A 19,824-nucleotide genomic window follows, 5' to 3' on the forward strand; every position below is an offset into this window, starting at 1 on the left:
GACTAGCCTTTTAGGTGGTCAAGATCTTCAGCATTAATGGTGTCAACCTTACGGAAGAGCACAACCAAGATTGCTAAGCCGATAGCCGCCTCAGCAGCTGCCACAGTCAAAATAAAGAATACGAATACTTGACCTGCCATATCTCCTAAGTAGTGTGAGAAGGCAACAAAGTTCATGTTCACCGAGAGAAGCATCAATTCAATAGCCATTAACAGCACGATGATGTTCTTACGATTTAAGAAGATACCAATGACACTGGTTGCAAACAAGATTGCGCCGAGCACCAAGTAGTGAGCTAGAGTGATATTCATTTCTGCTCCCCTCTAGTGTCCTGTTTTGCCGCCATATCAGATCCCATTTTGACGATGCGCATACGATCAGCAGCAACTACATTGACCTGGTCATGAATATTCTGCGATTTAGAGTCTTTGCGATTCCGCAGCGTTAATGCAACTGCGGCAATGATCGCTACCAGCAAAATTACGCCGGCTACTTCAAAGGCATAGACATAATCACCAAAAATCAGCATACCTAAGGCCTGAGTATTGTTCGCCGCAATTTCTTCAGGCATTGGCTGCACTGGTGCATTTGTACCAATAAAGCTACGAATGATCACAATGGATAACTCAAGAACAATCACTGCACCCATTAAGAACGCAACTGGCAGGTATTTCTTAAAATCACGACGCAGATGCTCAAGATCCAAATCGAGCATCATTACCACGAAGAGGAACAAGACCATCACAGCGCCAACGTAAACCAGGATTAATGCGAGACTTAAAAACTCCGCTTTGAGCAACATCCAAAGGCCAGAGGCGCAGAAAAATGCCAAAACTAAAAATAGTGCAGCATGCACTGGGTTGCGTGCCGTGATCACGCGCAATGCAGAGATGACTAGCAAGCCTGCAAAACCGTAGAAGAACACGGCAAATAAAGTAGATGGATCGAATGTCATATTGATGTGGGCTCTATTCGATTAACGATAAGGTGCGTCAGCAGCACGGTTAGCGGCAATATCTTTTTCATACTTATCGCCTACAGCCAAAAGCATCTCTTTTGTGAAATACAGATCACCACGTTTATCGCCAAAATATTCAAAAATATTGGTTTCGACAATAGCGTCAACCGGACAAGCCTCTTCACAGAAGCCACAAAAAATGCACTTCGTTAAATCAATGTCATAACGGGAGGTGCGACGTGTACCGTCATCGCGTTCTGCGGTCTCAATAGTAATTGCATATGCGGGGCATACCGCTTCACAGAGCTTGCAACCAATGCAACGCTCTTCACCATTTTCATAGCGGCGTAATGCATGCAAACCACGGAAACGGCTTGATAAAGGCGTCTTCTCTTCTGGATACTGAATCGTAATCTTGGGCTTGAAAAGGTAGCGACCAGTAATCGACATACCAGTCAGAATGTCTTTCAGCATCAAGCTATCGAGGAATTGGGAAATTTTCTTAAACATGATTGATCAACTTATTTCCAAATATTCCATGGGGAAACCACCCAGGCGCCGATAACAACCACCCAGAATACCGAGATGGGAATAAAGATCTTCCAGCCTAAACGCATGATCTGGTCATAGCGATAGCGTGGCAAAGTCGCACGTAACCAAATCACACAAGACAGCAAGAAGAATGTTTTGCCGAACAACCAGAAGAATCCTGGGATATCACGCAAGATAGGCAGGTCAACAATTGGTAACCAGCCGCCCAAGAACATGATCGAAGCAACTGCTGCAATCAGAATCATGTTGGCGTATTCAGCCAAGAAGAACATCGCAAATGACATGCCTGAGTATTCAACCATGTGGCCAGCAACGATCTCAGACTCCCCTTCAACTACGTCAAATGGGTGACGATTGGTTTCTGCAACGCCAGAGATGAAATAGATCAAGAACATGGGTAGCAATGGCAACCAATTCCAAGACAGGAAGTTCAATCCCATGCTCGCAAAATAACCTTGCTGTTGTGAAGCCACAATCGTGCTTAAGTTCAGAGAGCCTGAGGTCAACAATACCGTTACTAAAGCGAAGCCCATCGCGATTTCATAAGAAATCATTTGAGCAGATGCGCGCATCGCGCCAAGGAATGGATATTTAGAGTTTGAAGACCAGCCAGCCAGAATCACACCATACACACCAATTGATGAAATCGCCATGATGTACAGCAGACCAGCATTAACATCAGCTAACACCATCTTCGCCTGGAATGGAATCACCGCCCATGCAGCAAACGCCGGCATGATCACCATAATTGGCGCAATAAAATACAGCACCTTGCTAGCCTGTGCAGGAGAAATAATCTCCTTCATCAACAGTTTTAATGCATCAGCGATTGGCTGCAACAAACCCAATGGACCAACACGGTTTGGCCCAAGACGTATGTGCATCCAACCAATTAACTTACGCTCCCAGAGCGTTAAGTAAGCAACGCAAGCAAACATTGGCAGAACAATGATCACGATACGGATCAATGCCCAAACAAGTGGCCACAGTGATCCAAAGATAGCTTCACCTTGAGTGGTAATGAGGTTCAAGAAATTATCCATCTCGTCCCTTACGCCTTGCTAACGGTAATAGGACCAAACATAGATCCCAATTTCGTACTAGCCACGGTTCCTGCTGAAACCCTCACGGCACTTGGAGCCAAATTCGCTTCTAAGCTTGCTGGAATAACAATGGAATGATTTCCTTGGCTTACTTGTACAACATCACCCTCTTTCAAGCCTAATTCGGTAAAGAGTTTTTGACTCAAACCAACTTGATTACCACGTTTTGCATCACGAGTGAGTTGCAATGCAGATGAGCGACGTACGATTTGATCACCAGCATAGATATTGACATCCGATAAACGCTCAAGGCCATTTGAAGTGGCCAAATTTGTATTGCTGAGCGAATTAGCATTTGTTTGATTGCTTAAACGGGTGCAATAGTTATCACCCAATGCTTCACCAAGCACTTCTTCTGGAAGGTTATAGAGGAAGCCATCTAAATTCAGTAGGCCGCCAAGAACACGCAAAACCTTCCATGCTGGACGTGAGTCACCCAAAGGCTTTACAGCAGGTTGTATAGTTTGCGCTCTGCCCTCAGCATTTACAAAGGTAGAAACTGTTTCAGTAAATGGTGCAATTGGCAATATCACATCTGCTATTTCCAATAAATCAGCTGATTGATATGCGCTCAATGCGATGACAGTATTCGCTTTCGCTAATGCTGCTCTAGCTTGTTGCGGGTTAGGTAAATCTGAATCCGGTTCGATGTTCATTAGCATTACTGCGCGACAATCGCCTGACAAGACTGATTCAACGCCAGCACCATTGGCATTCACTAATGAAGCACCAACCGCATTACCACCAACCGGTAAGAAACCGAGGGTTGCTCCTGTTTGCTGGGCAATAAATTGCGACAAAACATGTAAATCAGAAGCTTGTGGGTGAGAAATTGCAGCTGAACCAATCAATACCGCTGCGCTTGTGCCAGAAAGTAGGCTGTCAGCAATCTTTTGCGCTTGCATTGAAACTGGAATATTTGGTGTGCCAGCTGGCGCAGAAACTGATTTTGCTTTAGCAACTGCCAAGGCTACTTCACTTAATGTACTTAACCATGCACTAGGGGCAGCAGCAATACCGGTAGTAGTGATGAGCCAATCATCACCACCAGCATCAATACGAGAAACTTGTAAACCACGTTTAGACGCTGTGCGTAAACGTACAGCAAGCACGGGTTGGTCCTTGCGCAAGAAACTGCCGATGACCAAGGCGCGATCTAACTCGCTCAACTTGGCAATGGGCATACCCAACCAAGGAGCAGATGCTGCGCCATTGATATCAGTCTGGCGCAAGCGAGTTTCAATTTGACTTGATCCTAGACCACGCACCATCTTTTGTAAGAGGTGTAATTCTTCGCTACTAGAGATTGGATGGGCTAATGCGCCAATTGATTGTGCACCGTTCTCAGAGGAAATGGTTTTCAAGGAGTGGGCAACATAATCCAAGGCAGATTGCCAATCTGTCTCTAGCCACTGACCGCCCTGCTTCACCATTGGTGTTGTAATACGGTCTTTGTTATTTAAACCTTCATAGGCAAAGCGATCACGATCGCTAATCCAGCACTCATTAATATCTTCATTATCTAAAGCGACCACACGCATCACTTTGTTTGCTTTAGTTTGCACCGTCGTATTTGCACCTAAGCTATCGTGGGGACTAACTGAACGCTTACGACCTAATTCCCATGTACGCGCTTCGTAACGGAATGGCTTGCTTGTCAATGCACCTACTGGGCACAAATCAATCATATTTCCAGACAACTCTGAATCTACTGTTTGACCAACGAAAGTGGTGATCTCAGAATGCTCACCACGATTAATCATGCCTAATTCCATGACGCCAGCAACTTCTTGACCGAAACGAACACAACGAGTGCAGTGAATGCAACGGCTCATTTCTTGCATCGAGATCAATGGTCCTACATTCTTATGGAATACAACCCGCTTTTCTTCGTCGTAACGTGAATTCGACTTACCGTAGCCAACTGCTAAGTCCTGTAATTGACACTCACCACCTTGATCGCAAATAGGACAATCTAATGGGTGGTTAATCAGCAAGAACTCCATTACTGAGCGTTGCGCTTCAACTGCTTTCGCAGAATGCGTGAACACCTTCATACCTTGGGTCACGGGTGTTGCACAAGCTGGCAATGGTTTTGGTGCTTTTTCAACCTCTACCAAGCACATACGGCAGTTAGCAGCGATCGATAGTTTCTTGTGATAGCAGAAATGCGGAACGTAAGTGCCCAATTTATTCGCGGCGTGCATCACCATCGAACCTTGCGGAACTTCTACCGTCTTGCCATCTAATTCGATTTCTACCATGCTCACTTTAGGATGTCCCGTGCTCAATAACTTATAAAGGTTTAGCAGAATCTAAGCAGCGCTTATGTTCTACGTGATACGCAAATTCATCCATGTAATGCTTCAACATGCCGCGCACTGGCATTGCTGCCGCGTCACCCAAGGCGCAAATTGTGCGGCCCTGAATATTCGCCGCAACGTCATTGAGCAAATCCAAATCCTCAGGACGGCCCTGGCCATGTTCAATACGATGCACAATGCGCCATAACCAGCCGGTACCTTCACGACATGGGGTGCACTGTCCACAAGATTCTTCGTGATAGAAATACGAAAGGCGCTCTAATGCACGAACCATGCAGCGTGTTTCATTCATGACGATCACGGCGCCAGAACCCAACATGGATCCCGCTTTCGCAATGCTGTCGTAGTCCATAGTCAGATCCATCATCTGCGCACCAGGAATTACTGGCGCCGAAGATCCTCCAGGAATTACGGACTTTAGGGCTTTACCATCTTTCATGCCACCAGCAAGCTTCAAAAGCTCAGCAAATGGAGTTCCCAATGGAATCTCATAGTTACCTGGATGCACTACGTCACCAGATACAGAGAAAATCTTCGTGCCGCCGTTGTTTGGTTTACCCAGATCTAAATAAGCTTGACCGCCGATGGCCAAAATGAATGGCACGGCTGCAAATGTTTCAGTGTTGTTAATTGTGGTTGGCTTGCCATACAAACCAAAACTGGCTGGGAATGGTGGTTTAAAGCGTGGTTGGCCTTTTTTACCCTCTAAAGATTCAAGCAAGGCTGTTTCTTCACCACAAATATAAGCGCCCCAACCTGGCGAGGCATGCAACTGGAATGAGAAATCACTTCCTAAAATTTTGTCACCCAAGTACCCTGCTGCGCGCGCTTCTTCTAAAGCTTCTTCAAAGCGTGAATACACTTCCCAGATTTCGCCGTGAATGTAGTTATAACCAACAGAAATACCCATGGTGTAAGCACCAATGATCATGCCCTCAATCAAGGCATGTGGGTTATAACGCATGATGTCACGGTCTTTAAACGTGCCTGGCTCACCTTCGTCACTATTACAAACTAAATATTTTTGGCCAGGGAATTGACGGGGCATAAAACTCCACTTCAATCCGGTTGGGAAGCCAGCACCACCACGACCCCGTAAGGATGATGCTTTTAATTCTGCAATGATGGCATCAGGCGCAACCTTGTCGTTGATTAGACGACGTAACTGCTGATAACCGCCACGACTCTCATAATCTTTTAGACGCCAGTTATCACCGCTTAATCCAGCAAGAATTAAAGGCTTAATATGACGATCGTGCAAGCTGGTCATGCTGCTTTCCCTTCTGCACGGAGCTCATTTAATAGAGCGTCAATCTTGTCTTTACTCATAAAGCTGCACATGCGCTTGTCATTCACAAGCATCACTGGGGAATCACCACATGCACCCATGCACTCACCCTCTTTTAAGGTGAAAGTGCCACAAGCCGTTGTTTCGTTGTAGCCGATACCCAATGTTTCTTTTAGGTAAGTTGCAGCAGTCTCACCATGCGTTAATTGACATGGCAAGTTAGTACAGATCACGAGCTTATATTTACCAATCGGCTTGGTGTTATACATATTGTAGAAAGTTGCTACTTCTTCTACAGCAATAGTTGGCATTTCCAAGATCTGTGCAACAGTAGCAATTACTTCTGGCGAAACCCACCCCACTTCAGTTTGAGCGGCGATCAATGAAGCCATCACAGCAGACTGCTTTTGCTCTGGAGGATATTTGGCGACATTACGGGCAATATCGGCCAGTGTTTTATCGGATAGTTGAAGCGTTGTTGTCATTAAATAATCCTTGGCGCGCTCAATTAGCGGTCAATCTCCCCGAACACAATATCCTGCGTACCAATAATGGTTACAGCATCTGCCAACATGTGGCCACGTGACATCTCATCCATTGCGGATAAATGCACAAATCCGGGAGCACGAATCTTCATGCGGTATGGCTTATTGGCGCCATCAGAAATCAAGTAAATACCAAACTCACCTTTTGGATGCTCAACCGCAGAGTAAGCCTCACCATCAGGAACATGAATACCTTCAGTAAAGAGTTTGAAGTGGTGAATCAATTCTTCCATATTGGTTTTCATGTCCACACGCTTTGGAGGTGCAACCTTATGGTTGTCAGACATGACAGGACCTGGATTTGCTTTTAACCAAGCAACGCACTGCTTAATGATGCGATTAGATTGGCGCATCTCTTCCATGCGAACCAAATAGCGATCATATGAGTCGCCATTAACGCCTACTGGAATATCAAACTCGAGGCGGTCATACACTTCATAGGGTTGCTTCTTCCGCAAATCCCACTCAATACCCGAACCACGCAACATAGGACCAGTAAAGCCGAGCTGCAATGCGCGCTCAGGAGTGACGATACCGATATTGACTAGGCGTTGCTTCCAAATACGGTTGTCGGTCAACAAATTGCAATATTCATCGACGTTTGCATCAAAGCCATTCGTAAATTGCTCAATGAAATCTAACAAAGTGCCACTACGGTTTTCATTCAAACGCTTCACAGCAGATGCGCTACGAATCTTAGACTCATCGTATTGCGCCATTTGCTCAGGCAAATCACGATAGACGCCGCCTGGACGATAGTAAGCAGCATGCATACGTGCACCAGAAACCGCTTCGTACATATCAAAAATATCTTCACGATCACGGAAGGCATACAAGAATACGGCCATTGCACCAACGTCAAGGCCGTGACAGCCGATCCAAAGCAAATGATTCAATAAGCGTGTGAGCTCGTCATACATCACGCGGATGTATTGCGCACGTAATGGCACGTCGACTTGCAATAACTTCTCGATCGCCATGACATAAGCATGCTCGTTGGACATCATGGAGACATAGTCCAAGCGATCCATATAAGGCACGTTCTGAATCCAAGTACGGGTTTCAGCCAATTTCTCAGTTGCACGATGCAATAAACCGATGTGAGGATCAGCGCGCTGAATCACCTCACCATCTAACTCCAATACGAGACGCAATACGCCGTGAGCCGCAGGGTGCTGAGGACCGAAATTGAGGGTGTAGTTCTTAATTTGTGCCATGACTTAAACTGGGCCTCCGTACTGCTCTTCGCGAACGATACGTGGTGTAATTTCACGCGCTTCAATCGTGACAGGCTGGTAGACAACCCGTTTTAACTCTGGGTCATAGCGCATTTCTACATTGCCACTAATTGGAAAATCTTTTCTGAATGGGTGACCAATAAATCCATAGTCAGTCAAGATACGACGCAAGTCTTCGTGACCATCAAAAATGATGCCGTAGAGATCAAATGCTTCACGCTCAAACCAGTTTGCTGAATTCCAGACTGGCGTAATAGAGGCTACTAATGGGTAGCTGTCATCCGGTGCAAACACGCGCAGACGTAAACGCCAGTTGTGCTCGATAGAGAGTAAATGACTCACAACACCAAAACGCTGACCAGCCCAAGCGCTCTCGCGGAAATCTTGATAGTCAACGCCACACAAATCAATTAATTGTTCGAATGCCAATGAAGGATCGTCGCGGAGCAACATGGCAGATTCAAAATAGGTGTCGGCGCTCACAACAATAGTGACTTCTCCTAAAGCAAGCTCTACAGTCTGAATGCGCTTACCAAGAACTCTTTCAAGATTAGCGGCTAGTTGAGATAAGCGATCTGACATTACTTAAGCCTTCCGTGCAATCGTACTGGTACGAGCGATCTTGGATTGCAGCTGAATAATTCCATAGATCAACGCTTCCGCAGTTGGAGGGCAGCCAGGAACATAAATATCGACTGGCACGATGCGGTCGCAACCGCGAACAACTGAATAGGAGTTATGGTAGTAGCCACCACCATTGGCGCAAGAGCCCATCGAGATAACCCAACGGGGTTCTGGCATTTGGTCATACACCTTACGAAGTGCTGGAGCCATTTTGTTGCATAGCGTTCCAGCAACAATCATTAAGTCGGACTGACGCGGAGATGGGCGAAATACCACACCAAAACGGTCTAAGTCATAACGGGAAGCACCCGCATGCATCATTTCTACTGCACAACAGGCCAAACCAAAGGTCATAGGCCATAAAGAGCCATTGCGAGTCCAGTTAATTAACTGGTCTGCAGTCGTGGTAACAAATCCTTCTTTGAGAACGCCTTCTAGTGCCATATCGATCACTCCCAGTCGAGAGCGCCCTTTTTCCAGATATATACAAATCCTACAATGAATTCCAAGAGGAAGATCACCATAGAGGCGTAGCCGAACCAACCGAGATCACGCAGTGCAACACCCCAAGGAAAGAGGAATGCGGTTTCAAGGTCAAACAAAATAAAGAGGATGGCAATGAGGTAATAGCGCACATCGAACTTCATACGCGCATCTTCGAAAGCTTCAAAACCGCACTCATATGGTGAAAGTTTTTCAGCGTCAGGCTTCGAAGGAGCCAAAATTTTACCGAGGAACATGGGGACTAATCCCACCCCAATACCTACAAGGATGAAAAGCAGAACAGGAAAGTAATTAGCGAGATTCAAAATGGTCCTGAGTCGTTCGTCTGATACATCTTTTAAAACAACAAATTATTAATTAATCCACTACAAACTCTATTGATTTAGAGCAAAAACTCTAGCTAAACTTCATTCTTTGGTGCCGACGGCGAGACTCGAACTCGCACAGCCTAAGCCACTACCCCCTCAAGATAGCGTGTCTACCAATTTCACCACGTCGGCATCTTGCAAAACCCATCAATTCTACCGCATTGCAACACTGATCCGCCCAAAAATGAGGGTAGATAAATCCGTAAAAACCTACTTTTTTACTTAGGAACTGCTGGTTTGCTTGGATCCTGGACAGGAGCCACAGGAGCTACCGGAGCAGCTGCAGGAGCAACGGTTCCGGAAAGAACCCCAGGACTCACTTCCTTCTTATTGCTCAACCAAGTAATGCCTAGGGTGCTGATGAAAAAGACCGCTGCAAAAACAGCCGTCGCATGTGACAAGAAGTTGGCAGAACCGCTGGCACCGAACACACTTCCAGACGCACCCGAACCGAAGGCAGCGCCCATATCGGCGCCCTTACCTTGCTGTAATAGCACTAGCAAAATCACAGCCAAAGCTGAAATTACCTGCAATACGATTAATAAAGTCTTAAACCATTCCACAGCTTCTCTCCAAATAAAAAATCTACGCCTGACAGATAGCCAGAAACTCTTGAGGGTTTAGTGAAGCTCCCCCGACTAATCCACCATCAATATCAGGCATGGCAAACAATTCAACAGCATTGTCAGATTTGACACTGCCGCCATACAAAATTCCTACATGTGATGCAACATCTTCATCAAACTCTGCCAACTGCAGACGAATATGACGATGCATATCTTGCGCAACTTGCGCGCTTGCAACCTTGCCAGTCCCAATAGCCCAAACAGGCTCATAGGCAATCAGACAATCTGCCAAACGATCCTGAAGCACAGTTACTTGTTTGGCAATCTGGCCACACACAACCTCTTCAGCCCTACCAGAATTACGCTCGTCTGCAGTCTCGCCAACGCAGATCACTGGGGTCATGCCGTTATCCAAAACCTGTAAAGCCTTAGCAGCCACAAGCTCATCCGCCTCATGATGCATTTGACGGCGTTCAGAGTGGCCAACAATAACGTACTGGCAACCGAACTCTTTTAGCGTGGCAGCACTTACCTCACCTGTATAAGCACCTTCAACTTGAGCAGAGACATCTTGCGCACCTAAACCCAAGAAGGCCAATGAATGTTCTTTGATCAGATCGGCGCATTGCGCCAAATATGGAAATGGGGGACATACAGCAAACTTACGACCTGCAGGCATACCGCTTTCCATGCCACGAGCAACAGTCTTGATCCAGTCTTGATTGTTCACAAGACTGCCATTCATTTTCCAGTTGCCGATGACGATGAGTGGACGCATAAGCTTAATGAGTACTAAACCGTCAGAACAATTTTGCCGACGTGCTCAGACGATTCCATCAATCGATGGGCATCTGCGGCTTGATCTAGCGTAAAGGTTTGATAAATCGCAGGTTTCAATTTGCCAGCATTTAATAATGGCCAAACATACTCATAGAGCTGTTTGGTAATTTGCTTCTTAAATGACACTGGCCGTGGACGCAATGTCGACCCAGTAATAGTTAAGCGGCGGCGCAAAATTTGATTGGTACTCACTTCCGCTTTTGATCCGCCTTGTATGGCAATGATCACAATACGGCCATCATCTGCCAAGCAATCAATTTCACGTTGAACGTAAGCGCCAGTAACCATGTCGAGGATGACGTTAACTCCCTTACCATCGGTTGCTTTCTTTACTTCTTCAACAAAATCTTGTGTCTTATAGTTAATGGCTAAGTCAGCGCCTAATTTTAAACAAGCAGCACACTTTTCATCAGTGCCGGCGGTTACGAATACTTTATGACCCATAGCCTTAGCCAGCAAAATTGCCGTAACACCAATACCACTAGAGCCACCTTGAACTAATAGTGTTTCGCCTTCAGACAATTGACCTCGCATGAAGACATTGCTCCATACGGTGTAAAAGGTTTCTGGTAGAGCAGCAGCTTCTTGATCTGTAAAGCCGGTTGGATATGGTAAGCATTGGGCAATCGGAGCGGTACAAAGATCTGCATAACCACCGCCTTGGACTAAGGCGCAAACCTTATCGCCTAATTTCAAACCTAGTGCGTTATCAGCATGCGCTAGGTCACCGCCAATAATTTCGCCAGCTACTTCTAGCCCAGGGATATCTGACGCACCCGCGGGTACAGGGTAATGGCCCTTGCGCTGTAAAACATCGGGACGATTAATGCCAGCGGCTATAACCTTTATCAAAACCTCGCCAGTTCCAGCAGTAGGTAGCGCTGGATCCGGACGAGTGGTAGGCACCAACATTTCTGGTGTACCAAATTCTTTGATCTCAATTACACGCATTGAAAGCTCCGAATGTTCTTGATGAAATTACTTAAGCTGTTTCGTCAGCTGCGGGAGCAGCTTCAGCAGCACCAGCTAAAGGAGCAATCGTGCCGCCCTCATCAGCCATTGCAGCTTTGAGCGATAAGCGTAAACGACCACGCTCATCAGCAGCCAACAACTTCACGCGTACCACTTGGCCTTCTGCCAAATAATCTTTAACTTCTTTTACGCGCTCATTTGAAATCTCTGAAATATGCAAGAGACCATCTTTACCAGGAAGAATATTGACTAAAGCACCGAATTCAAGCAACTTCACTACTGGGCCTTCGTAGATCTTACCTACTTCAGCTTCGGCAGTAATGCCTTCGATACGCGCCTTTGCTTCAGCCATACCTTCAGCGCTAGTAGAAGCAATGGTCACAGTGCCGTCATCTTTAATGTCGATGCTGCAACCGGTTTCCTTAGTCAAGGCTTGGATTGTTGCACCGCCCTTACCAATCACTTCACGAATCTTGTCTGGGTGAATCTTGAAGGACACCATACGAGGAGCATGAGCAGACAATTCTGTGCGAACTGAACCCATTGCTTCTTGCATTTTGCTCAAGATATGCAAACGACCTTCTTTAGCTTGCGCCAAAGCAACTTGCATAATTTCTTTAGTGATACCTTGAACCTTAATGTCCATTTGGAGTGCAGTAATGCCGTTTGCAGTACCAGCTACCTTAAAGTCCATATCACCTAAGTGATCTTCGTCACCCAAGATGTCAGTCAACACGGCAAAACGATTGCCATCGAGAATCAAGCCCATTGCTACACCCGCAACGTGCGCTTTAACTGGAACACCAGCATCCATCATTGCCAGACAGCCACCGCAAACAGAAGCCATGGATGAAGAGCCATTGGACTCAGTGATTTCTGAAACCACACGAATGCTGTATGCAAAATCTTCAGGACTTGGCAATACCGGAATCAATGCGCGCTTAGCCAAACGACCGTGACCAATTTCACGACGCTTAGGGCTACCTACACGTCCAGTTTCGCCAGTAGCAAATGGAGGCATGTTGTAGTGGAACATGAAACGATCGCGGTATTCACCTTCGAGAGCATCAATAATTTGCTCGTCACGGGCAGTACCCAGTGTAGCCACTACGAGAGCTTGTGTTTCACCACGTGTGAACAATGCAGAACCGTGTGTGCGTGGCAATACACCATTGCGAATTTCAATTGGACGAACAGTGCGAGTATCGCGACCATCAATACGTGGCTCGCCATTCAAAATCTGACTACGAACAATCTTCGCTTCGATTTCAAACATGATATCGCTGACAGCAACAGCATCAACGTCACCTTCTTCAGATAACTTCGCCAATACTTCTTTAGAAATTTCTTTGAGCTTGTCTGAACGAGCGCCTTTTTGACGAATCTGATATGCCTCACGCAATGGCGCTTCAGCCAGAGCAGTTACCTTAGCGATGAATGGCTCATCTTTAGGAGCAGCAGTCCAATCCCATTCTGGCTTACCAGCTTCACGCACCAAATCATTGATTGCGTTAATAGCAGTTTGCATTTGGTCATGGCCGTATACAACCGCACCCAACATCACATCTTCAGACAATTGGTTTGCTTCAGACTCAACCATCAATACAGCAGCCTGAGTACCAGCAACAATTAAATCGAGTTCGCTAGTTGCTTGCTCGGTACGAGTTGGGTTCAAGAGGTATTGACCGTTAGCGTAACCAACACGTGCTGCGCCAACTGGGCCAGCAAAAGGTATGCCAGAAACTGCCAATGCTGCAGAAGCAGCGATCAAAGCAGGAATATCAGCAGGAACATCTGGGTTGATCGACAAAACATGCACTACAACCTGAACTTCGTTCAAGAAGCCTTCTGGGAATAAAGGACGCAACGGACGGTCGATCAAGCGAGAGATCAAGGTCTCGCCTTCTGATGGGCGACCTTCGCGACGGAAGAAACCACCAGGGATCTTGCCTGCTGCGTATGTCTTTTCCAAATAATCAACTGTTAATGGGAAAAAGGATTGGCCTGGCTTTGCAGACTTAGAGGCAACCACTGTGCCCATTACTACAGTGTCATCTACGTTGACGATTACGGCACCACCAGATTGGCGAGCAATTTCGCCAGTTTCCATGGTTACTTGATGGTTACCCCATTGAAAACTTTTTACTGCTTTTTTAAACATTGTCATTCTGATCTTCTCCAAATTGTTCACGCAAAGCTCACATGAGCATTACGCTTGTCGTGGGATAAAGCAGTGTCACGACAACACTGGAGCGATTTAGGATCACAAGGGATGCCATTCCAGGGAGACTCTGATCAAATTCAGAAACTCATTGGAATGACACGATCCCCTACACAAATAATCTAAAAGCGCTCAAAAAACATGCCACCTTCTTAAGACTGATTCTGGATAGAAACAACCCTAAGTGAGATGGCATTGCAATACCGATAAGAATTACTTACGGAGACCTAATTTGTCGATTAATGCGCGATAGCGATCCAAATCTTTGCCTTTGAGGTAATCCAGGAGGCGACGGCGACGTGAAACCATCTTCAACAAACCGCGACGGCTGTGATGGTCTTTGGCGTTAGCCTTGAAATGGGGGGTTAATTCATTGATGCGGGCTGTAAGCAATGAAACTTGAACTTCAGGACTACCCGTATCGTTTGCGCTGCGCGCGTTTTCTTTGACGATTTCCGCCGTTTTGATATCAGCAACTGCCATTTTTAATACTCCTTACTTGCGAACACTTGAGCTTTCACCCAATTTGTGTCGTGCGTTATTAACAAAATAAAACAAAAAAGCTTTACAAATCAAAGCCATCGAATTGTAGCAGAGGATGCCTCAAAAGAGGGAATTGACCTACAGATATTGGTATCCTTGAGGGTCAAAAGCGCAATCTTATTTAATAAAACCTCTATAAATCAATAACTTAAGAAAAATGCACCCCATTTATCGCACCCTCAGCACCCTTCTGATTCTGGGAATTTGCCTCAATACCCCAGCTTTTGCTCAGTTTTCCAACCCCTTCGGACCAAGCAAAACCATTGCCCAGCAGAAAGACGATATTCTCAAAAAGAATGATGAGATCTTGAAACATTTGTACCGAGTACAGCCTAGAGCTAAAGACCTAATCGATAAATCCATTGGTTATGCCACCTTCAGTAACTTCGGCATGAAAATATTGATTGCAGGGGGCGGTACCGGCTCAGGTGTGGTGATCAATAAGTCAACTAAGAAACCAATCTATATGGATATGGCTGAGGTACAGGCGGGACTAGGCCTCGGAATTAAATCTTTTCAAAATATTTTCATTTTCCAAACCGAAGCTGCACTTAATGACTTTGTAAATTCAGGTTGGACTTTTGGTGGGCAGGTCACTGCAGCAGCCAAATACGACAAGGATGGTGCCTCATACCAGGATGCCTCAGTTGTTGCGCCTGGAGTGCTGATGTACCAATTAACAGACTCAGGCCTTGCCGCAGAAATCACCGGCAAGGGGACCAAATATTACAAAGACTCTGATCTAAACAAGTAAGCTACTTAATGACGCCTAGGGCGTCATCTGAGCATTCAGTTTTGCCTGGCTCGGATCATGCAATTTATTCAAGGCAGATAAGTAAGCTTTCGCTGAGGCAGCGATGATATCTGGATCAGTTCCAACACCATTCACAATACGGCCACCCTTAGACAGACGAACCGTAACCTCACCTTGTGATTGTGTGCCAGAAGTAATGGCATTTACTGAATACAACAATTGTTCTGCGCCACTCTTCGCTATACCCTCAATCGCATTTAAGCTGGCATCTACAGGGCCATTCCCTTCGGCCTCAGAGCTCACTTCTTTATCACCCATGCGGAATGTCACACGGGATTTAGGACGCTCACCTGTCTCAGAATGTTGACTCAAGGAAATGAAATGGTAATGCTCACCCTCTTCGGCTGCCGCTGAATCAGACATGATGGCAATGATGTCTTCATCAAAGATTTCTGCTTTTTGGTCAGCCAATGCTTTGAAGCGTGCAAATGCCTCATTCAAATCCGCCTCTGCTTCAACGGTGATACCCAATTCTTGCAAGCGCTGTTTAAAGGCATTGCGACCTGACAATTTACCCAAGACAATTTTATTAGTAGACCAGCCCACATCTTCTGCGCGCATGATTTCATAGGTCTCACGGTTTTTCAAAATACCATCTTGGTGAATACCAGAGGCATGAGCAAAGGCATTCGCACCCACAACTGCTTTGTTAGGCTGGACCACAAAGCCGGTAATTTGAGAGACTAACTTTGATGCCGGCACGATTTGGCTTGCGTCGATTCCACATACCATATCGAAATAGTCTTTGCGAGTACGCAATGACATTACGATTTCTTCTAATGCGGTATTACCAGCGCGCTCACCCAAGCCATTAATGGTGCACTCAATTTGACGGGCGCCACCAATCTTCACGCCTGCCAAAGAGTTCGCAACCGCCATGCCTAAATCGTTATGGCAATGCACTGACCAAACAGCTTTATCGGAATTAGGCACCCGTGTGCGCAAGGTCTTAATGAACTCGCCATACAACTCTGGGGTTGCATAACCCACGGTATCTGGAATGTTGATCGTGGATGCACCTTCATTAATCACGGCCTCAACCACTCTGCACAAGAAATCCATTTCTGAGCGATAACCGTCTTCCGCTGAAAACTCAATATCAGCAGCCAAGTTTCGAGCAAAACGAATAGAACGTTTGGCCTGCTCCAACACCTCCTCTGGAGACATACGCAATTTCACGGCCATATGTAATGGGCTCGTTGCCAAAAAGGCATGAATACGTTTGGCATTAGCTGCCTTCAATGCATCTGATGCACGCGTGATATCTTTATCGTTCGCTCTTGCCAATGAACACACAATCGAGTCTTTGACTGCAGCAGCAACAGCTGAGATTGCCTGGAAGTCGCCCTCGGAGCTGGCGGCAAATCCCGCCTCAATCACATCAACCTTCAAGCGCTCCAGTTGACGAGCAATACGAACCTTCTCGTCCTTGGTCATCGATGCTCCAGGGGATTGTTCGCCATCACGCAAGGTGGTGTCAAAAATGATTACTTTGTCGCTCATCACTACTCTCCGGTTTGGATTACTAATGTACTTCGTTAACTAAATACTTGAATGCTGATATTGCTGTCTTAAAAACAAAAACCCCAGCAATTTGCTGGGGCTGGTATTGGTGGTTAATGGATTTTCTCTATCTCATCAACTCAGGCCTTACCCGCCCCAAGCTTAAGGCTTAGTGCTAGCAGAAGAAGGCTGGTTAAAGGTGAGAAATTCATTAACATGGAAATAATATAACCCAAAAATGGGGAATTAGCTAAAACGTTTACCGCTGAGGTGCTCCCAGGCCCAAATGACATAACCTGAGATGGAATACACCACAAACAAGCCAAATAAGGTTAAGGGTGGGTTAGACGAGATCAAAACGAAACCTAGGATCAAGAGCACCATGACGCCAAAAGGCACTCGGTATCGGACGTCCAAAGCTTTGCCGCTATAAAAACGGGCGTTGGAAACCATGGTTAGGCCCGCATACACAGCAATCAAAAACGTAATCCATGGAATCGCGGTATCGCGCACTGGGATCTTATTGTCGTCAGCTAACCAGATAAAGCCAGCGATCAAAGAGCCGGCCGCAGGGCTTGGTAAGCCTTGGAAGAATTTTTTATCGACCACCCCAGTATTGACGTTGAAACGGGCTAAGCGCAAAGCGGCGCCTGCACAGTAAGTAAAGGCTGCTAACCAACCCCACTTACCCAAATCTTTGAGAGCCCATTCATAAGCTACTAAAGCAGGAGCAACACCAAAGGACACCATGTCTGCGAGAGAGTCATACTGCTCACCAAAGGCACTTTGGGTATTGGTCATCCGCGCAACACGACCATCCATGCCATCTAAGACTAATGAGGCAAAAATAGCAATTGCTGCTATTTCGAATTGATGATTCATTGCATTCACAATGGCAAAGAAGCCACTGAACAATGCTGCCGTAGTAAAAGCATTAGGCAACAGGTAAATACCTTTGCTACGAAGACGGGGTTTGGGAGGATGCAACTCCTCTACTTCGTAATCAACACCATCACCTAAAGCATCAACCCACTCATCTTGAGTAGATTCTGAGGGTCTATGGGCTAGACGACTACGATCAATACGACCACGACGGCGAAATGTTGTCAAAGCGTATCCTGGTAAAAGATTTGAATCAATCTAAGCCCGGCACGCGTGCCAAAGCAGTATTGGTTGCAAATACCTTATCACCAACAGAGACTAAAGGTTCTGCTGTTAAGGGCAAATATAAATCTACGCGGGATCCAAAGCGAATAAACCCGTAGCGCTCGCCGGCTTTCAAACGATCGCCTACATGGATATAGCAAAGAATGCGACGCGCAATCAAGCCGGCTACTTGCACTAAGGTCACAATTTGACCGTTGGCATCAATCACAACCGCATTACGCTCATTTTCAGTAGAGGCTTTATCCAAATCCGCATTCACGAACTTGCCTGGGAAATATTGGATTTCTTTTACTAAGCCATTCACTGCGCTGCGATTAGAGTGCACATTAAATACATTCATGAAGACGCTAATCTTGAGAGCCTCACGACCAGCATAAGGATCGTTAGCGGTTTCAACCACCACAATGCGGCCATCTGCTGGAGATAAAACCAGGTCACGACCTAAAGCAGGAATACGCTGTGGATCACGAAAGAACTGCAAAACAAAGACAAAAATGATCCATAAAGGCCAGGACCATGCAATGCCACCAAAGTGGTGAACTAGCAGAGTCACTATCCCCACTAGCGCCAAATAGGGCCAACCTTCTTTCGCAATAATGGGGTGTGGATACATCATCTTTGTTCTGAGCCTTTTTAAAACTGCTATTAAATTGATTGGTTAGTTCTTTGACTGGTCAACCAATTTGTTCTTTGCAATCCAAGGCATCATGGCGCGCAATTTTGCACCAACTACTTCGATGTCATGCTCTGCATTCAAACGACGACGGGAGATCAAGGTTGGCGCGCCAGCCTTGTTCTCAAGGATGAAGCTCTTTGCATATTCACCAGTCTGAATATCTTTCAAGCACTGACGCATTGCATTCTTGGTATCTTCAGTCACAACGCGTGGGCCAGTAACGTACTCGCCATACTCAGCATTGTTAGAGATGGAGTAGTTCATATTGGCGATACCACCTTCGTAGATCAAGTCAACGATCAACTTGAGCTCATGCAAGCACTCGAAGTAAGCCATCTCAGGGGCGTAGCCAGCTTCAACCAATGTTTCGAAACCAGCTTTAATCAACTCAACCGCACCACCGCAGAGAACAGCCTGTTCGCCGAACAAGTCGGTTTCAGTCTCTTCACGGAAGTTGGTTTCAATGATGCCAGCACGGCCACCGCCGTTAGCAGTTGCATAAGACAATGCAACATCACGAGCAGAACCAGATTTATCTTGGTAAACAGCGATCAAATGAGGAACGCCACCGCCTTGTGAGTATGTGCCACGCACAGTATGGCCTGGGGCTTTAGGGGCAATCATGATCACGTCTAAGTCAGCACGTGGTTGAACTTGACCGTAGTGAACGTTAAATCCGTGAGCAAATGCAAGAGCTGCGCCTTGCTTGATATTGCCATGCACTTCTTTGTTGTACACATCGGCGATTTGCTCGTCTGGCAACAACATCATGACTACATCAGCATCTTTCACCGCTTCGGCAACTTCTTTTACATTCAAACCTGCGTTTGCAGCTTTGCTCCAGGAAGCACCGTCTTTACGCAAACCCACAGTCACGTTCACTCCAGAGTCCTTGAGATTCAATGCGTGTGCATGGCCCTGTGAACCGTAACCAATGATGGTGACTTTCTTGCCCTTAATGAGGGACAAATCTGCGTCTTTATCGTAAAAAACTTTCATGCTCTTTCCTTGTGTTGAA

21 protein-coding genes and 1 tRNA gene are annotated in these 19,824 nt (G+C 46.2%); 1 reads left to right on the forward strand and 21 read right to left on the reverse strand.

What is annotated here, in order from left to right; translation table 11 throughout:
• Window positions 1-2 precede the first annotated feature (2 nt).
• The 17 genes from nuoK to rpsO form a co-directional block, all read right to left on the reverse strand.
• On the reverse strand, window positions 3-311 hold the full coding sequence (gene nuoK, locus FD968_RS05585) for an NADH-quinone oxidoreductase subunit NuoK (RefSeq protein WP_215364463.1): 309 nt from the start codon (window positions 309-311) through the stop codon (window positions 3-5).
• Entirely contained in the window at window positions 308-955 is a 648-nt protein-coding gene (locus FD968_RS05590; RefSeq protein ID WP_215364465.1) for an NADH-quinone oxidoreductase subunit J, read from the reverse strand. Before FD968_RS05590 ends, nuoK begins: the two co-directional genes overlap by 4 nt.
• 21 nt (window positions 956-976) lie before the next feature.
• Window positions 977-1,468 (reverse strand): NADH-quinone oxidoreductase subunit NuoI, encoded by a 492-nt coding sequence (nuoI, locus tag FD968_RS05595; RefSeq protein WP_215364467.1) that lies wholly within the window; start codon window positions 1,466-1,468, stop codon window positions 977-979.
• 11 nt (window positions 1,469-1,479) lie between these two features.
• Complete coding sequence (nuoH, locus tag FD968_RS05600; RefSeq protein WP_215364469.1) at window positions 1,480-2,553, reverse strand: NADH-quinone oxidoreductase subunit NuoH; 1,074 nt, start codon at window positions 2,551-2,553, stop codon at window positions 1,480-1,482.
• 8 nt (window positions 2,554-2,561) lie between these two features.
• A complete protein-coding gene (gene nuoG, locus FD968_RS05605; RefSeq protein WP_215364472.1) occupies window positions 2,562-4,877 on the reverse strand; it encodes an NADH-quinone oxidoreductase subunit NuoG in 2,316 nt (771 codons plus the stop codon).
• 31 nt (window positions 4,878-4,908) lie between these two features.
• The gene (gene nuoF, locus FD968_RS05610) at window positions 4,909-6,207 is read right to left on the reverse strand and encodes an NADH-quinone oxidoreductase subunit NuoF (protein WP_215364474.1); all 1,299 of its coding nucleotides are present in this window, start codon (window positions 6,205-6,207) and stop codon (window positions 4,909-4,911) included.
• Window positions 6,204-6,710, reverse strand: a complete 507-nt coding sequence (nuoE, locus tag FD968_RS05615; RefSeq protein WP_215364477.1) for an NADH-quinone oxidoreductase subunit NuoE — start codon at window positions 6,708-6,710, stop codon at window positions 6,204-6,206. Before nuoE ends, nuoF begins: the two co-directional genes overlap by 4 nt.
• Before the next feature lie 23 nt (window positions 6,711-6,733).
• On the reverse strand, window positions 6,734-7,987 hold the full coding sequence (locus FD968_RS05620) for an NADH-quinone oxidoreductase subunit D (protein WP_215364480.1): 1,254 nt from the start codon (window positions 7,985-7,987) through the stop codon (window positions 6,734-6,736).
• A gap of 3 nt (window positions 7,988-7,990) precedes the next feature.
• Window positions 7,991-8,590 carry an NADH-quinone oxidoreductase subunit C gene (locus FD968_RS05625; protein WP_215364483.1) on the reverse strand — a complete coding sequence of 200 codons (600 nt, stop codon included), beginning with the start codon at window positions 8,588-8,590 and terminating at the stop codon, window positions 7,991-7,993.
• A 3-nt stretch (window positions 8,591-8,593) separates the two neighbouring features.
• Window positions 8,594-9,076 (reverse strand): NADH-quinone oxidoreductase subunit B family protein, encoded by a 483-nt coding sequence (locus FD968_RS05630; RefSeq protein WP_011902891.1) that lies wholly within the window; start codon window positions 9,074-9,076, stop codon window positions 8,594-8,596.
• Between the two features lie 5 nt (window positions 9,077-9,081).
• Window positions 9,082-9,441: an NADH-quinone oxidoreductase subunit A gene (locus FD968_RS05635; RefSeq protein ID WP_068948474.1), complete on the reverse strand. Its 360-nt coding sequence runs from the start codon at window positions 9,439-9,441 to the stop codon at window positions 9,082-9,084.
• A 110-nt stretch (window positions 9,442-9,551) separates the two neighbouring features.
• A tRNA-Leu gene (locus FD968_RS05640) sits at window positions 9,552-9,636 on the reverse strand.
• Window positions 9,637-9,722: 86 nt separating this feature from the next.
• Window positions 9,723-10,067: a preprotein translocase subunit SecG gene (gene secG / locus FD968_RS05645; RefSeq protein WP_215364486.1), complete on the reverse strand. Its 345-nt coding sequence runs from the start codon at window positions 10,065-10,067 to the stop codon at window positions 9,723-9,725.
• Between the two features lie 22 nt (window positions 10,068-10,089).
• On the reverse strand, window positions 10,090-10,848 hold the full coding sequence (gene tpiA, locus FD968_RS05650; RefSeq protein WP_215364489.1) for a triose-phosphate isomerase: 759 nt from the start codon (window positions 10,846-10,848) through the stop codon (window positions 10,090-10,092).
• A gap of 14 nt (window positions 10,849-10,862) precedes the next feature.
• On the reverse strand, window positions 10,863-11,861 hold the full coding sequence (locus tag FD968_RS05655) for an NAD(P)H-quinone oxidoreductase (RefSeq protein WP_215364492.1): 999 nt from the start codon (window positions 11,859-11,861) through the stop codon (window positions 10,863-10,865).
• A 31-nt stretch (window positions 11,862-11,892) separates the two neighbouring features.
• Window positions 11,893-14,049 carry a polyribonucleotide nucleotidyltransferase gene (gene pnp, locus FD968_RS05660; RefSeq protein ID WP_215364494.1) on the reverse strand — a complete coding sequence of 719 codons (2,157 nt, stop codon included), beginning with the start codon at window positions 14,047-14,049 and terminating at the stop codon, window positions 11,893-11,895.
• Window positions 14,050-14,316: 267 nt separating this feature from the next.
• Window positions 14,317-14,586 (reverse strand): 30S ribosomal protein S15, encoded by a 270-nt coding sequence (gene rpsO, locus FD968_RS05665; RefSeq protein WP_068948469.1) that lies wholly within the window; start codon window positions 14,584-14,586, stop codon window positions 14,317-14,319.
• 217 nt (window positions 14,587-14,803) lie between these two features.
• On the opposite strand from rpsO, the gene FD968_RS05670 reads away from it, so the two are divergent.
• Window positions 14,804-15,400, forward strand: a complete 597-nt coding sequence (locus tag FD968_RS05670; RefSeq protein WP_215364497.1) for a YSC84-related protein — start codon at window positions 14,804-14,806, stop codon at window positions 15,398-15,400.
• Window positions 15,401-15,415: 15 nt separating this feature from the next.
• On the opposite strand, the gene FD968_RS05675 is transcribed toward FD968_RS05670, so the two are convergent.
• The 4 genes from FD968_RS05675 to ilvC form a co-directional block, all read right to left on the reverse strand.
• On the reverse strand, window positions 15,416-16,963 hold the full coding sequence (locus FD968_RS05675) for a 2-isopropylmalate synthase (RefSeq protein ID WP_215364500.1): 1,548 nt from the start codon (window positions 16,961-16,963) through the stop codon (window positions 15,416-15,418).
• A gap of 246 nt (window positions 16,964-17,209) precedes the next feature.
• The gene (gene pssA, locus FD968_RS05680; RefSeq protein ID WP_215364503.1) at window positions 17,210-18,073 is read right to left on the reverse strand and encodes a CDP-diacylglycerol--serine O-phosphatidyltransferase; all 864 of its coding nucleotides are present in this window, start codon (window positions 18,071-18,073) and stop codon (window positions 17,210-17,212) included.
• Between the two features lie 25 nt (window positions 18,074-18,098).
• Window positions 18,099-18,746: a phosphatidylserine decarboxylase gene (locus tag FD968_RS05685; RefSeq protein WP_215364507.1), complete on the reverse strand. Its 648-nt coding sequence runs from the start codon at window positions 18,744-18,746 to the stop codon at window positions 18,099-18,101.
• A 42-nt stretch (window positions 18,747-18,788) separates the two neighbouring features.
• A complete protein-coding gene (ilvC, locus tag FD968_RS05690; RefSeq protein WP_215364508.1) occupies window positions 18,789-19,805 on the reverse strand; it encodes a ketol-acid reductoisomerase in 1,017 nt (338 codons plus the stop codon).
• Between the last annotated feature and the right edge of the window lie 19 nt (window positions 19,806-19,824).

Source organism: Polynucleobacter sp. AP-Titi-500A-B4, assembly GCF_018688095.1.
Lineage (GTDB): Bacteria > Pseudomonadota > Gammaproteobacteria > Burkholderiales > Burkholderiaceae > Polynucleobacter.